The following is a 13,688-nucleotide window of genomic DNA, read 5'->3' as shown; positions in this document are numbered from 1 at the left end:
GAGCGGAACATACTCGCGGGTGTATTTGACGTTAGCCGCGGTCGAATGGCGCTCCGCGTCCCGGCGACATGTACATCGCGCGCGTGCCATAATTCGCCCGTTCCTGAGCTACCGGACGCATCGTGTCATACGCGAAATGATTTTGATCAGATCACTTGCCGCGGCCTGCCTGTTGCTGGCTGGATGTATTGCTACAGCGCACGCCGAGACGTACCCGCCAGAAGTATCGAGAAACATCGACAAACTCCAGTCCAAGTGTGCCCGCAAGTCCAACGATCCCAAGGCGCCAGCCTGCATCGAATACAAGGCCACGTTGGCCCGCACCATTCCACCTGCCGTCCAGGCACTGATGCATCAGGAAGAAGTGCTTAATGGCAAATGCCGGAACGGCCCGGCACCGAAAATATTGTCTAACGGGCAATATGCGCCGGGCAGCGTCTGCGCACAACGCGAAGAGTTGATGAAGGTCATTCACCAGCACGACTGGTGCTGGGGTCATACGGACATGGATAGCTATCATCCGGGTTGGGTGATCTGTCATCCCGGCGAATGGCAGTAAGGCCGCCCGAATAGCGGGACAAGATACCGCAAGGCTGCGGACGCGGATTGCTGGTTCAGTTCGAGAGGCCCGATGACCAGCAATGTCCCGCAGGGAACCCGGTCCAAGCCGGACGACCGCAATCCTGACTCGGTCCGAAGATCCGAAAGCTTGTCCTCCCTTAGCGGATCGGCTGCAGCAACTGAGAGCCCCCGGCGTACCACGTGACTGACCTGACTCTAGCCCCGCATCCAGCACGACTTGAGACCCCAATGGCAAGCAATGGTCAGAGATCTCCGCGCACTTCACCGGTTCCCAGCGCGCTCCGCTGCCGGTTGACTTCCGCCCAAAGCTCATCGCTGTCGTCATTGCGCAGCAGGACCATCCAGTCCAGTTGATGGTCGGTCACGCCGAAGTATTCCAGGATTTCCCGGCGAACCGCATCGATGAACTGCGCGTATTCCGGGGCTGCCTGGGCCTGCGCGTGCAAGGCATCGTATGCTGCATCGTCCGCGCCGCCGCCGTGCTCGTCGATATAGCGCGAGATCCACTGGTCTCGTTCTCGGTCGTAATCGGCCTCGGCGCGCATCGCTTGCACAGCCGTGTAGAAATCCAATTGGGCAAACGCGGCGATCGCCGCCGTTGTCGCCTCGTCGAATTTAGTCGTCATTCCATGTCTCATATTAGTCATGGCACATCATCGCACGGGCCGCACCCGGGCAGGCGCCTCGGCGTGCCAGATCGCAGAACAAGTTTCGAGCGTATCGCTGCGAGCGTCAGCCCGGCACTTAAGCGCTAATACGGGCGCTGGTCGTGAATTGCTCATAATGGCAGAACTCCGCCGGATACCTCCCCGGTGGCACGTTACCGGCTCAAAACGACCCATAAGCGGCCGGCCGTGGTTTCCCAAAGCGGCCGTTAGGGGTGTCCGTCTCTCTCAAGCAGGTTGGAGCTTGCGCGCACAAAAACCATAGTCCATCGATGTAAATACCGAGAATCCCAGTTCGACCAGCACAGACTGCAGTCGGTTGGTAAGCGGTATCCCATAGACCTCCAGGATCGAATAACCAGGATCGCCAGAGTAAGAATTGTGGTGATCGTCGACAGAATCCAGAATTGCGTCGCACCAGCTTTCCCGATTCACCCCGTATTGTATGAACGTGGTAACGCCGCCTTCCATGTTGAGCCCCGGCGAGTTCGGCGATGCTCTCCAGATTTGCTCGGCAACGGCAACATTCGCAGGAGTAGCAACGACCCAAGTGTGCCGGACTCTTGCGACCACTTCTTGAATACGAGCGCCGAAATCAGGATCTACGATAAGTGCGACCGTGTCGTTCATCGGCATTCGTCCTCTCTCGTTGCTCGAATTTATCCCATCAGGGACAGACGAATTGAAGGGGTCCGATTGCGATTGTCGACCATCTTCCCATCGATGTCGAATGTCAGAAACTGGCCGACCGCTGCCCGATCCGGTGGGCTGAAGCCGACCCACAAACTGCGGGTCGGAGCCGCCGAGCGAACGGCTGAGCTGTCTTGTGAAGGCTAGACGTGTTTGACTTGGTTGGGGTACCCAGCATCGACCCAGTTCACCGCGAGCGCACGCAATTTTTCGCGCTTTACGGCATAGTCAAAATCGCTGCGAACCATTACGAAGTAGGCGTCGCCGTTCCAATTCGGAAGGGTGGTCGTGTGGTGCGTATTAAATTCGAAATCGACCAGCGCTTCCACTTGCGGGGCAAGGTCTCTTTCGGCGCTGGTAGGGTGCGTGAACACGACAAGCTCGTCGTTGCTTAGGTCTGAAGCGATCTGAGTGTCTGAGGGTGTTTTATTGTAGAAATTGACCAGTGCCACGGTGCGACCTTTAACTTGTTTGTTGACGGATCAACATAGCACATCTCCGTTGCGGCAAGTTCAGACGAACGCTCCTATCGTGGCAGAACCGTCCTGTAATTCCAGCCTCGCGCTTGTGTTAGCCATTGATCGTACATTCTTTGGCGATCTACCAGCTCCATGCTCAGCGCTGCCATGGCCATATACTCCAGCACGCGCCAGTTCGCATCGTCCCCCTTCCTGAAAGAGGCTTCGATGGCGTCCAGCGCCAGTTCGAGCTCGTTGTGCGTCAGGAACTCCTCAAATTCGGCGATCTCATCCGCGCACACGCCTTCGGCAGTTTCCGAGAGGTGGGCTCGCGCCTCGCGAAGATACTCCGAGGTCTTGCTCCAGTTCGAGTGGATATCGCGATCAGCCAGCATGCGCGCTCTCTTTAGGTCGGACATGCCCAATTGTCAGCAATTTAAACCTAGGTGCCGAATGGCGGATTATGGCCGACCGGTGCCCGATACGGTCAACCGAAGCCGTTTGTGGAGCGTGTCTTTCGACACCGACGCACTCAGCCATCTGCGCTCAATTCGAGCAGCGGATTGACTATTTCCAGGACGTCTGCAACGCCTACAACTCTTGAACCCTCAGCTACTTCAACGCGTCGACCGAGCCAAAACGTGTGTGGATATGCCTCAGGCGATAAAAGCCAAACCTCTGCCTTACATTGGTGCCCGGTGCAGACGCCCGTGGCGTCCACGAATTCGTGATGTGCAGACGATCCGTAGTCATTGCGCACCTTGTAGATCGGACGATAGCCTGAAATGACCTCCTTCGACGAACCGTCTGATCGGTGCGCCGTTAGGGAGAAGTTCACAATCAGGTCGGGCGGGCGAAGCGGGCGGGACATAAACTGATGCGCAGTAGGCGGGATGCCAAAACGGCGATTGTCAACGATTTGGCTCGTCGCGTCGAATGTCTCCTTCTGGCCGAACTCGGACGATCGATGTTGTACCCCCTCAACCGCACAATAACCCAATAAAGAACCCCCGCATCCGTTCCACATGCGAGGGTTCGTTCACGCAGTGCGACCACCGAATCAGCGCCGCTCATCCTCGATATACGCGCGGATCACGTCGACAAACGACGCATCCCCCTTCAACCCGAGCGCTTCCGCACGCGACGTATCCCACCGCCCCGGCCAGCTCCCGACGATCTTCTCGACGCGCTCGTCCGGCTCGCGACGAATCAGCTTCACGACCTCGTCCCCCGCGACCTCGCGCAACGCGGCGATCATCTCGTCGACCGTCACCGAAATCCCCGGCAGGTTGATCACGCGCTTGTTGCCGAGCTTTGCGCCATCGATCTCGCACCCCGCGACGAGCGCGTCGATCGCGCCGCGCGGCGACAGCAGCCACAGGCGCGTCGAGCCGGGCACCGGGCACACGCTTTCCTCGCCGTTCAGCGGCTCGCGGATGATGCCGCTCGCGAACGACGACGCGGCCGCGTTCGGCCGGCCCGGCCGCACGCTGATCGTCGGCAGCCGCAGCACGCGGCCGTCGACGAAGCCGCGCCGCGCATAGTCGCCCAGCAGCAGCTCGGCGATCGCCTTCTGGGCGCCATACGACGATTGCGGGTTCAGCGCGGTGTCGTCCTGCACGACGTCCGGCAGCGCGCCGCCGTACACCGCGACGGAACTCGTGAACACGACGCGCGGACGATACCCACGCGCGCGGCACACTTCGAGCAGCGTGCGCGACGCGTCGAGGTTGATCCGCATCCCGAGATCGAAATCGGCTTCGGCTTGACCGCTGACGATCGCCGCGAGATGGAAGATCGCGCCCGTCTGCGTGTCGATCGCGCTTTCGAGCACCGCGCGCTCGGCGATGTCGCCGACGATCGACGTCACGCGCGGATCGCCGAGATCGCCGCCCTTGACGACATCGAGCAGCACCAGTTCGGTGATGGGCTGAAGCCGGCCGTCCGCGCCGGTCAGCTCGCCGCGTTCGAGCAGCTTGCGCGCGAGACGCTGGCCGAGAAACCCGGCGCCGCCGGTGATCAGTACTTTCATGTGCGTTGCCCTCGTGGAAATGCGGGAATTACAGATACGGCTTCAGCCAGCCGAGGCCGTTCGACGTGCCGGCCTTCGGGCGATATTCGCAGCCGATCCAGCCGTCGTAGCCGAGCGCATCGATCAGGTCGAACAGGTACGGATAGTTCAGCTCGCCGAGATCCGGCTCGTGACGCTCCGGCACGCCCGCGATCTGGATGTGGCCGATGCCCGTGAAATCGCGCTTGAGCTTCATCGCGAGATCGCCTTCGACGATCTGGCAGTGGTAGCAGTCGAACTGCACCTTCAGGTTCGGCGCGCGGACTTCCGCGCAGATCGCATGCGCATCGTCCTGCCTGCTGATGAAATAGCCGGGCATGTCGCGCTGGTTGATCGGTTCGACGAGGATCGTGATGCCGTGCGCGAAGGCGGCCTGCGCGGCATGCGCGAGGTTCGCGACGTAGGTCGCGCGATGGCGCGCGCGGTCCTGGCCCGGCGCGATCAGCCCGGCCATCACGTGCAGCTTCGTGTTGCCGAGCACGCGCGCGTAGTCGAGCGCGGTGTCGAGGCCGCGCCGGAACTCGTCCTCGCGGCCCGGCAGCGACGCGATCCCGCGCTCGCCGGCGGCCCAGTCGCCGGGCGGCGCGTTGAACAGCGCCTGCGTGAGGCCGTGCTGGTCGAGGCGTTCGCGGATGTCCTCGGCGGCGAAGTCGTACGGGAACAGGTACTCGACCGCCTTGAAGCCGTCGTGAGCGGCGGCGGCGAAGCGCTCGAGGAACGCGTATTCGTTGTACATCATCGAGAGGTTGGCGGCGAAGCGTGGCATGGCAGCAGATCCTGTCAGTGAGAAAAAGGGGGCAGCCGCGCGGCGCCCCCGCGTCGATCAGCGGTTGACCAGTCTGGCCGGCGTGAGCCAGACGGCGAGCGCGCCGATCACGAGCATCGCCGACAGCACGTACATGCCGGCCGACGTGCTGTGCGTGGCGTCCTTCAGGTAGCCGATCACGTACGGGCTCGCGAAGCCGGCGAGGTTGCCGACCGAGTTGATGATTGCGATGCCGGCCGCGGCCGCGCTGCCCGCGAGGAACGCGGTCGGCAGCGACCAGAAGAGGGGCGCGCAGGTCAGCACGCCGCCCGCGGCGATCGACAGGAACACGATCGACACGGCGGTATTGTGCGAGTACGATGCGGCGACCGCAAAGCCGGCCGCGCCCATCAGCGCCGGCACGATCAGGTGCCAGCGGCGCTCGCGGCGCTTGTCCGCGCTATGGCCGAACAGGTTCATCGCGACGATCGCGAACAGGAACGGGATCGCGGACAGCAGGCCGATCTGCAGCGCGTCGGTGATGCCGGTCGACTTGACGAGCGTCGGCATCCAGAACGTCAGCCCGTACTGGCCGGTGACGAACGCGAAGTAGATCAGCGACATCCACCACATGCGCGGGTCCGCGAACACGGCCGTAAGCGATTTGCCGTGCTGCTGCTGCTCCTGCGGCTGCGCGGCGATCTCGTCCTCGAGCAGCTGCTTCTCGCGATCGCTCAGCCACTTCGCGCCGCGGATGTTGTTGTCCAGATAGAGCACCGTCGCGATGCCGATCAGGAGCGCCGGCACGGCCTCGATCATGAACATCCACTGCCAGCCGTGAAAGCCCGAGCCGCCGTGAAAGCGCTCCATGATCCAGCCCGACAGCGGGTTGCCGAAGATCCCGGACACCGGAATCGCGGACATGAACACCGCGATGATCTTCGCGCGACGGTGCGACGGGAACCAGTACGTGAGGTACAGGATCACGCCCGGGTAGAAGCCCGCTTCCGCGAGGCCGAGCAGGAAGCGCAGCACGTAGAACTGCGTGGGCGTCTTCACGAACGCGAACAGCGCGGACAGGATGCCCCACGTGATCATGATCCGCGCGATCCAGATGCGCGCGCCGATCCGGTGCATCAGCAGGTTGCTCGGCAGTTCGAACAGGAAGTAGCCGATGAAGAAGATCCCGGCGCCGAGCCCGAACACGGTTTCGCTGAACGCGAGATCCTGCGACATCTGCAGTTTTGCGAAGCCGACGTTTACGCGGTCGAGATACGCGACCACGTAGCACAGCATCAGGAACGGCACGATGCGCCAGAAAACTTTCTTGTAGGTCAGATCCAGTTCGGCCGAACGGGCGGCCACGGTGGGCGAACGGCCTGCGGCCGCATCGAGAGCTGTCATCGTCGTCTCCAATCCAATGATGGGGGGTGCCGGCGGCGCGTACGACGCCGGTCGTTGGTGTGTGCTGACGGAAAGGGCCCGCGCACACGGCGGGCAGAAATGGTGAGTTACCAGCGCGCGCCGAACGCTTGCCTGAGCTCGTCGAGCGCCGCTTCGGACAGCGGCTCGGGCTTCGGCTCGGTCATCAGCCACAGGCGCGCCGTTTCCTCGAGCTCCTCGAGCGCATACGACGCCTGCGACACCGATGCGCCCCACATCACCGGGCCGAGCCGGTCGAGCAGCACGCCGCGCACGCGGTCGGCGAGCGCGGCGACTTCGGCGGCGACCTCCGGGTCGCCGGGGCGGCGGTAGCGGATCAGCGGGATGTGGCCGACCTTCATCACGTAGTACGGCGTGATCGGCGGCAGCACGTCGGTGTCGCGCCACACGCCCGCGAGCGTCAGCGCGACCAGATGCGTCGAATGCGTATGGACGATGCCGTTCGCTTCCGCGTTGCGCGCATAGATGCCGCGATGCAGCGTCAGCGTCTTCGACGGCCTGCCGCCCGACACCGGCCGGCCGTCGAGGCCGACCTTCGCGATGTCGTTCGGGTCGAGCCGGCCGAGGCACGCGTCGGTCGGCGTGATCAGCCAGCCGTCGTCGAGCCGCGCGCTGATGTTGCCCGCGCTGCCGACCGCATGGCCGCGCGCATACAGGCTCGCGCCGACCACGCAGATCTCCTCGCGCAGTGTCGCCTCGATGCTCATCGGCCGGCTCCGTCCAGTTGGCGCAGCGCCTTGTCGAAGAAATCGACCGCGCCGAAATTGCCCGACTTCAGCGCGAGGCCGAGCGGCTCCGCGTCGATCGTCGCGGTCGCGGGCACGCCCGGATCGATCTGCGCGCCGATCTGCAGCGACTTCACGTCGAGCGCCTGCACGACCGCGCCGGACGTCTCGCCGCCCGCGACGACGAACTTGCGCACGCCGAGCGCGCGCAGGCCCCGCGCGATCGCGGCGAGCGTGCTTTCGACGAGATGGCCGGCCGCTTCGACGCCGAGCGCCTGCTGGACGGCCTTCACTTCGTCGGGCGTCGCGGTCGCGTAGATCAGCACCGGTTCGGGCAGGTGCGAGCGCGCGAACGCGAGCGCCTGCTCGACCACCGGCTCGCCGCGCGCCGCCGCGAGCGGATCGATGCGCAAGCTCGGGCGGTGCGCGCGCCATTCGGCGACCTGCGCGTTGGTCGCCTTCGACGCGCTGCCGGCGAGCACGGCGGAGAACCCGTCGATGCGCGGCAGCGATGCCGCGTTGTCGCGCTCGGGCAGCAGGCCCGCCGTGCGGAAATTGGCCGGCAGGCCGAGCGCGACGCCCGAGCCGCCGGTGACGAGCGGCAGGTCCGCGCACGCTTCGCCGAGCACGTACAGGTCGCGATCGGACAGCGCGTCGGCGATCGCGAAGCGCGCGCCTTCCGCACGAAGCTGCGCGATCGTCGCGCGCACGGCGGCGGCGCCGAGGCCGATCGCGTCGTAGCGGATCAGGCCGACTTTCGACGGCGTCTGCCGCTGCAGCACGCGCACGAGGTTCGCGTCCCGCATCGGCGTGAGCGGATGGTTCTCCATGCCCGACTCGTTCAACAGCACGTCGCCGACGAACAAATGACCACGGAAGATCGTGCGGCCGTTCTCCGGGAACGCCGGGCACGCGATCGCGAAGCCGCCGCCCGCCGCGTCGAGCAGCGCGTCGGCGACCGGGCCGATGTTGCCCGCATCGGTCGAGTCGAACGTCGAGCAGTACTTGAAGAAGAACTGCCGGCAGCCCTGCGCGCGCAGCCATTCGAGCGCGGCGAGCGATTGCGCGACGGCGTCGGCCGCGGGAATCGTGCGCGACTTCAGCGCGACGACGATCGCGTCGGCGTCGAGCGCTGCTTCGGGCGCCGCATCGCCGGCGGGCACGCCGATCGTCTGCACGGTGCGCATGCCGCTCTTGACGAGCATGTTCGCGAGATCGGTCGCGCCGGTGAAATCGTCGGCGATGCAGCCGAGCAGGGGGCGGGAAGCGGATGCGTTCATGGTCATGGCCTCGCGCGGATCAACGGGACGGCGGCAGCGTGATGCCGGGGAAGGTCTTGATCACGGCGGAGTCGTCCTCGCCGCCGTGGCCGGCGCTCGACGCGCTCATGAACATCTGGTGCGCGGCAGCCGACAGCGGCAGCGGGAATTTGCTGCGGCGCGCGGTGTCGAGCACGAGGCCGAGATCCTTCACGAAGATGTCGACCGCGGACAGCGGCGTGTAGTCGCCGTTCAGGATGTGCGGCACGCGGTTCTCGAACATCCACGAGTTGCCGGCGCTGTGCGTGATCACGTCGTACAGCGCGTCGGGGTCGACGCCTTCGCGCAGGCCGAGCGCCATCGCTTCGGCCGCTGCGGCGATATGCACGCCCGCCAGAAGCTGGTTGATGATCTTCACTTTCGAGCCGACGCCGTGCGCGCTGCCGAGGCGATAGACCTTGCCCGCGATCGCGGCCAGCACGTCCTCGCACGCGGCGTAGGCGGCGGCCGGGCCCGACGTCATCATCGTCATCTCGCCGGACGCCGCGCGCGCGGCGCCGCCGGACACCGGCGCGTCGAGCATCTGCAGCCCGGCCGCCTCGATGCGCCGGCCGAGCGCGATCGCGAACTCGGGCGCGACGGTCGCGCTCGCGATCACGACGCCGCCCGGCTTCATCCGCGCGACCGCGCCATGCTCGCCGAACAGCACCGTTTCGGACTGCTCTGCATTGACGACGAGCGTCACGACGACGTCGCACTGCGCGCCAAGCTCGGCGGGCGTCGCGCACGCGATGCCGCCTTCGGCCGCGAACGCGTTCAGCACCGGCTCGCGCACGTCGCATGCGTGCACGCGAAACCCGGCGCGCAGCAGCGAGCGGGCGACGCCCAGACCCATCGCACCGAGGCCAATGACTCCAACATTTCGTGACATGGTCAACCTTGATCGATTCGTGAGAGGAGGGCGGCGCGCCGCCGCGTTCAGCAGATGCCGGCTTCCGCGAGGCGGCGGGCGGCGTTGTACATGTGCGTGCGGGCGGCGTTGCGCGCCGCGCTCGGGTCGCGCGCGCGGATCGCGTCGGCGATCGCCGCGTGTTCTTCGCGAACCTGCCGCGAGAAATCCTCGCGCGTCGCCTCGTTGCCGCGCGTGACCTTCACGCCCGCTTCGAGATACTGGTTCAGGAACTGCAGCGTCTTCAGGAAATACGGGTTGCCGGTGACGGCTGCGATCGTGCGGTGGAACGCGACGTCCTCGGCGACGCCGTCGCGGCCTTCGGCCACCGCGTCGTCGATCCTGCGCAGCGCGTCGTCGATGTCGGCCATGTCGTCCGCGGTGTGATGCAGCGCGGCTTCTGCGGCGACTTCCGCCTCGATCGCGCGGCGCACCGCGAGCAGGTGCGGCAGCGAACTCGCCTCGACCGCTTCCGCGTAGTCGATGCGCAGCGGCCGGATCGCGCCGTGCTGGTTCACGTACACGCCGCTGCCCTGGCGCGGCTCGACGACGCCTTCGTTCTTCAGGCGCGAGATCGCCTCGCGGATCACGGTGCGGCTCACGCCGAACTCCTGCGCGAGCACGGCCTCGGTCGGCAGCTTGCCGGTGGCCGCGAAACTGCCGGCCTCGATCTGCTTCAGAAGCTGCTGCGCGACGTGGTCGCTCATCGCGCGGGCGGGAATTTTCTCGAACATGGCGCTGTGTTTATAAGGTGATGTGGTCATCATACAAATTTCAACGAGCGGCAGCATCCGGAATAACCCTCGATCGGCACGGCGCCGATCGCCTACTACACTGGATCAACCGGGGTGGGTCCGGCCATTGCTGCACCAGCGAGGCAAGCCATGTTTGTGAGCCAGCCAGAACGAATGGAATTGCCGGGGCAGGTCGTGCTCGTCCTGCAGGGCGGCGGCGCGTTGGGCGCGTACCAGCTCGGCGTGTTTCAGGCGATGAGCGAATCCGGCATCGAGCCGGACTGGGTCATCGGCACCTCGATCGGCGCGATCAATGCGGCGCTGATCGTCGGGAATCCGCCCGAGCATCGCTATCGGCGCCTCGCGGAGTTCTGGCGCCGCGTGACCGAACGAACCGAGCTCGCCGGCCCCGGCGCGCTGCCGGGGTGGGACAGGCTGTTTGCCGAGATGATGATCATCGGCGGCGGCATCACGGGGTTCTTCGAACCGAATCCCGCGTCGTGGCTCGGGCCGATGGCCCGCCTGGGCGTCGATCGCGCGTCCTATTACAGGATCGCGCCGCTGCGCGATACGCTCGTCTCGCTGATCGAGCCCGGCCTGCTGAACGCGGGCCGGCCGCGCCTGACCGTCGGCGCCGTGAACGCGTGCACGGGCGAGATGCGCTATTTCGACTCGCGCGACCCCCACAACCCGCTGACAGTCGAGCACATCATGAGCTCGGGCGCGCTGCCGCCGGCGTTCCCCGCGGTGCGGATCGACGGCCAGCCGTACTGGGACGGCGGCGTCTATTCCAATACCCCGGTCGAGGTGGTGCTGGACGACGCGCCGCGCCGGAGCTCGATCATCTTCTCGGTGCAGATGTGGAACCCGGTCGGCCCCGAGCCGGAAAGCATCTGGCAGGTATCGGAACGGCAGAAGGACATCCAGTACGCGAGCCGCACCGACAGCCAGATCAAGCGTCAGCAGCAGATCCACCGCCTGCGCCACGTGATCCGCGAACTGGTCCGGCACGTTCCGGAAGCCGAGCGCGCGACGCCCGAAGTCCGGGCGCTGGCCGCGTGGGGATGCCAGACCACGATGCGCGTGATCAAGCTCGCCGCGCCGCGGCTCGACGGGGACAACCAGTTCAAGGACATCGATTTCACGCCGGCCGGCATCGCCGCCCGCCGGCGGGCCGGCTACGACGCCGCGATGCGCGCGATTGCGGCGCGCCCGTGGGAGGCGCCGATGGACCCGATCGAGGGATTGAGCGTCTATAGCCCGGACGAAACCGCGACCAGCGCAGCGCGTGTCTGATGCGCTGCGCGCAGCCGCGATCGGGCGCGCCGGGACGGCGATCAAAGCTGGTATGCTGCCCTGATCGTAACCATGGAGGAGGGTGTCATGGCTGCAAAGCAAGTGTCGAAGAAAAAGTACCTGAAGATCCTCAACAAGCGCCTGCGCGCGCAGCCGGATGCCCCGGCCGGCGCGTCGTTCGTGTTCTACCCGCCGGGCGCGAAGGCGAAACACGCAACCGGGGTCGTCTCCAGCGAGCCGGGCAGCAAGCACGATCTGGCGATGATGGCCGCGATCCAGCGCAAGGCGGCCGAGGAGTTCATCGTGACCGACGTGCAGGCGAAGTAGGCGGACGTAGCCTGATCGACGCCCGATGGCGCGCACGCGGCGCGGGGCCTTTCGTCAATCCTTCGTTCCCGCATAGGCCGCCTGCAGCGCGGCGACGTCGAACTTCGTCATTTGCATCATCGCGCCGGCCACGCGCGCGGCCTTGACCGGGTCGGGGTCGGCCATCATCGCGATGAGATCGTCCGGAACGATCTGCCACGACACGCCGAAGCGGTCCCTCAGCCAGCCGCAGCCGTCGGCCGTGCCGCCTTCGAGCAGCGCGCTCCAGTAGCCGTCGAGCTCCGCCTGGTCGCGACAATTGACCATCAGCGAGATCGCGTGGTTGAACGGCTCGGTGCGCTCATGGCTCATCGCGATGAACGGCTGCCCGAACAGAACGAACTCGACGACCTTGGTGGAACCGGCGCCCGGCACCGACGTGACCCGATTCACGCGCGAGTCCGGAAAGATGCTTGCATAGAAGGCGGCGGCCTCTTCGGCTTCCGTGGAATACCAGAGGAAAGGCGTGATCTTCTGAATCGTCATGGCAAATCTCCTGTCAGTGCGGGCCAAATGCCCGGGCAAGGTTCATGCCGCCATTGAGACGACGGAGAGAGGCCACCAAAATTAACACGTCGAGAAGAGAAACTTCACACCTTTTTGCGCGCTTCGGGCATGCGGATGCGACCCCGGTTGATCGGTCGTATCGCTTCCTGATCAGGCATCCGAAGTTTGAGCAAGCTCAGCGCACACCCGCGAAGCGAATGTCCGGATAGGTCAGCCGCGGCATTCGGCTTTCCAGGAAGGCATGAAGCTCGCGAACCTGCGCCGCCTTGCCGGAGTCTTCCGGCGCGACGAGGTAGTACGCGTCGCCGGCGTTGACCGCCGTCTTGAACGGCAGCGCGAGCTGCCCCTCATCGATCGCGCCGGCGCAGAGCGCCAGATCGCCGATCGATATCCCGTGACCGGCGACGGCCGCCGCGATGCCCTGTTCGAGCATGTCGAAGACCTGTCCGCCGCGCGTGATGTCCACATCGAACGCGTGTCCGCTTCCGTTGAGCCAGCGACGCCAGTCGCGGCGGTCGGGCGACGGATGGATCAGATCGCACGCGGCAAGATTCGCACGGGCCGCCGGCGCGAGCGCGTGCGAGCAGATCGGGATCAACCATTCATCGAACAGCTTCACGCAGTGCGTGTCTTCGCCGAACTTGCCGGCGCCGAGCAGGATCGCGCAATCGTAGGGTTCGCTGAAAAAATCGACGGTATCGACATCCATCCACACGCTCGTGATCTGCACCTCGAAGCCGGGTTGAGTCTTGCGAAACGCGGCGAGCGCATCGAGCAGCCAGCGCATGGTGAGCGTGGAAGGCGCCTTGAGCCGCAGCACGTCGCGTTGCGTCTGGAAGAGCGTGCACGCTTCCTCGATTTGCCGGAAACCGCGCTTGAGGCCCGTCGCGAAGATGCGTCCTTCCGCCGTCACGTTCATCTTGGGGCCCCGCCGGACGAACAGTTTCCGGCCGAAGTACGCCTCGAGCGTCCTGACGTGCTTGCTCACCGCACTTTGCGTGAGGCTCAGTTCCTCGGCGGCAAGCGTAAACGAGCCGGTGCGCGCCGCACTCTCGAACGCGCGCAATGCGTAAACAGGGGGAAGCGGCTTTGCCTTCATGGAGTTCAATGTGAATAAAACTCATGTGATAAGGCAGGATTTTCCGTTTTTCAGCGGCGGTCCTGACGCGCAATACTACACGCATCTCGCAGCCACGGG

Annotated in this window: 16 protein-coding genes; 3 read left to right on the top strand and 13 right to left on the bottom strand. The window is 65.2% G+C overall.

Features of this window, described 5'->3' with window-relative positions:
* The first annotated feature begins 136 nt into the window (after nt 1-136).
* On the top strand, nt 137-559 hold the full coding sequence (locus KY49_RS36665; RefSeq protein WP_071762749.1) for a hypothetical protein: 423 nt from the start codon (nt 137-139) through the stop codon (nt 557-559).
* Nucleotides 560-824: 265 nt separating this feature from the next.
* Here KY49_RS36665 and KY49_RS33940 read toward each other — a convergent pair whose 3' ends face one another.
* From KY49_RS33940 to KY49_RS33895, 11 genes are all read right to left on the bottom strand, one after another.
* A complete protein-coding gene (locus tag KY49_RS33940) occupies nt 825-1,208 on the bottom strand; it encodes a hypothetical protein (RefSeq protein ID WP_042588596.1) in 384 nt (127 codons plus the stop codon).
* Nucleotides 1,209-1,475: 267 nt separating this feature from the next.
* Entirely contained in the window at nt 1,476-1,883 is a 408-nt protein-coding gene (locus tag KY49_RS37970) for a hypothetical protein (protein ID WP_157380886.1), read from the bottom strand.
* Between the two features lie 197 nt (nt 1,884-2,080).
* On the bottom strand, nt 2,081-2,389 hold the full coding sequence (locus KY49_RS33935) for a hypothetical protein (protein ID WP_059883315.1): 309 nt from the start codon (nt 2,387-2,389) through the stop codon (nt 2,081-2,083).
* A gap of 74 nt (nt 2,390-2,463) precedes the next feature.
* The gene (locus KY49_RS33930; RefSeq protein WP_143134745.1) at nt 2,464-2,790 is read right to left on the bottom strand and encodes a hypothetical protein; all 327 of its coding nucleotides are present in this window, start codon (nt 2,788-2,790) and stop codon (nt 2,464-2,466) included.
* Between the two features lie 665 nt (nt 2,791-3,455).
* A complete protein-coding gene (denD, locus tag KY49_RS33925) occupies nt 3,456-4,427 on the bottom strand; it encodes a D-erythronate dehydrogenase (protein WP_042588593.1) in 972 nt (323 codons plus the stop codon).
* Between the two features lie 28 nt (nt 4,428-4,455).
* Nucleotides 4,456-5,232 (bottom strand): 2-oxo-tetronate isomerase, encoded by a 777-nt coding sequence (gene otnI / locus KY49_RS33920; RefSeq protein ID WP_042588592.1) that lies wholly within the window; start codon nt 5,230-5,232, stop codon nt 4,456-4,458.
* 57 nt (nt 5,233-5,289) lie between these two features.
* Nucleotides 5,290-6,615, bottom strand: coding sequence for an MFS transporter (locus tag KY49_RS33915; RefSeq protein ID WP_042588947.1), 1,326 nt, complete (start codon nt 6,613-6,615; stop codon nt 5,290-5,292).
* Between the two features lie 107 nt (nt 6,616-6,722).
* Nucleotides 6,723-7,361, bottom strand: a complete 639-nt coding sequence (otnC, locus tag KY49_RS33910) for a 3-oxo-tetronate 4-phosphate decarboxylase (protein ID WP_042588591.1) — start codon at nt 7,359-7,361, stop codon at nt 6,723-6,725.
* Nucleotides 7,358-8,659, bottom strand: a complete 1,302-nt coding sequence (gene otnK, locus KY49_RS33905) for a 3-oxo-tetronate kinase (protein ID WP_042588946.1) — start codon at nt 8,657-8,659, stop codon at nt 7,358-7,360. Before otnK ends, otnC begins: the two co-directional genes overlap by 4 nt.
* 19 nt (nt 8,660-8,678) lie before the next feature.
* Entirely contained in the window at nt 8,679-9,569 is an 891-nt protein-coding gene (gene ltnD / locus KY49_RS33900) for an L-threonate dehydrogenase (protein ID WP_042588590.1), read from the bottom strand.
* A gap of 47 nt (nt 9,570-9,616) precedes the next feature.
* Nucleotides 9,617-10,321 carry a FadR/GntR family transcriptional regulator gene (locus KY49_RS33895; protein ID WP_042588589.1) on the bottom strand — a complete coding sequence of 235 codons (705 nt, stop codon included), beginning with the start codon at nt 10,319-10,321 and terminating at the stop codon, nt 9,617-9,619.
* A 150-nt stretch (nt 10,322-10,471) separates the two neighbouring features.
* Here KY49_RS33895 and KY49_RS33890 point away from each other — a divergent pair, with 150 nt between their 5' ends.
* Entirely contained in the window at nt 10,472-11,617 is a 1,146-nt protein-coding gene (locus tag KY49_RS33890; RefSeq protein WP_042588588.1) for a patatin-like phospholipase family protein, read from the top strand.
* 87 nt (nt 11,618-11,704) lie between these two features.
* Nucleotides 11,705-11,944, top strand: coding sequence for a hypothetical protein (locus tag KY49_RS33885; RefSeq protein ID WP_042588587.1), 240 nt, complete (start codon nt 11,705-11,707; stop codon nt 11,942-11,944).
* A 54-nt stretch (nt 11,945-11,998) separates the two neighbouring features.
* On the opposite strand, the gene KY49_RS33880 is transcribed toward KY49_RS33885, so the two are convergent.
* Both KY49_RS33880 and KY49_RS33875 read right to left on the bottom strand, forming a co-directional pair.
* Nucleotides 11,999-12,469, bottom strand: coding sequence for a VOC family protein (locus KY49_RS33880; protein ID WP_042588586.1), 471 nt, complete (start codon nt 12,467-12,469; stop codon nt 11,999-12,001).
* A gap of 196 nt (nt 12,470-12,665) precedes the next feature.
* A complete protein-coding gene (locus KY49_RS33875; protein WP_042588585.1) occupies nt 12,666-13,589 on the bottom strand; it encodes a LysR substrate-binding domain-containing protein in 924 nt (307 codons plus the stop codon).
* Nucleotides 13,590-13,688 lie beyond the last annotated feature (99 nt).

Source organism: Burkholderia sp. MSHR3999, from assembly GCF_000833595.1.
GTDB lineage: Bacteria > Pseudomonadota > Gammaproteobacteria > Burkholderiales > Burkholderiaceae > Burkholderia > Burkholderia ubonensis.
The sequence above is the reverse complement of the archived record's forward strand: the minus strand, read 5'-3'. Positions and strand labels throughout refer to the sequence as shown.

Bases quoted from the DNA above. Each gene is read 5' to 3' on its own strand.
- KY49_RS33880 (WP_042588586.1), bottom strand. From the start codon at position 12,469: ATGACGATTCAGAAGATCACGCCTTTCCTCTGGTATTCCACGGAAGCC.
- ltnD (WP_042588590.1), bottom strand. From the start codon at position 9,569: ATGTCACGAAATGTTGGAGTCATTGGCCTCGGTGCGATGGGTCTGGGC.
- KY49_RS37970 (WP_157380886.1), bottom strand. From the start codon at position 1,883: ATGCCGATGAACGACACGGTCGCACTTATCGTAGATCCTGATTTCGGC.
- KY49_RS33915 (WP_042588947.1), bottom strand. From the start codon at position 6,615: ATGACAGCTCTCGATGCGGCCGCAGGCCGTTCGCCCACCGTGGCCGCC.
- otnI (WP_042588592.1), bottom strand. From the start codon at position 5,232: ATGCCACGCTTCGCCGCCAACCTCTCGATGATGTACAACGAATACGCG.
- otnK (WP_042588946.1), bottom strand. From the start codon at position 8,659: ATGAACGCATCCGCTTCCCGCCCCCTGCTCGGCTGCATCGCCGACGAT.
- KY49_RS33940 (WP_042588596.1), bottom strand. From the start codon at position 1,208: ATGACGACTAAATTCGACGAGGCGACAACGGCGGCGATCGCCGCGTTT.
- KY49_RS33885 (WP_042588587.1), top strand. From the start codon at position 11,705: ATGGCTGCAAAGCAAGTGTCGAAGAAAAAGTACCTGAAGATCCTCAAC.
- denD (WP_042588593.1), bottom strand. From the start codon at position 4,427: ATGAAAGTACTGATCACCGGCGGCGCCGGGTTTCTCGGCCAGCGTCTC.
- KY49_RS36665 (WP_071762749.1), top strand. From the start codon at position 137: ATGATTTTGATCAGATCACTTGCCGCGGCCTGCCTGTTGCTGGCTGGA.
- KY49_RS33875 (WP_042588585.1), bottom strand. From the start codon at position 13,589: ATGAAGGCAAAGCCGCTTCCCCCTGTTTACGCATTGCGCGCGTTCGAG.
- KY49_RS33930 (WP_143134745.1), bottom strand. From the start codon at position 2,790: ATGCTGGCTGATCGCGATATCCACTCGAACTGGAGCAAGACCTCGGAG.
- otnC (WP_042588591.1), bottom strand. From the start codon at position 7,361: ATGAGCATCGAGGCGACACTGCGCGAGGAGATCTGCGTGGTCGGCGCG.
- KY49_RS33890 (WP_042588588.1), top strand. From the start codon at position 10,472: ATGTTTGTGAGCCAGCCAGAACGAATGGAATTGCCGGGGCAGGTCGTG.
- KY49_RS33895 (WP_042588589.1), bottom strand. From the start codon at position 10,321: ATGTTCGAGAAAATTCCCGCCCGCGCGATGAGCGACCACGTCGCGCAG.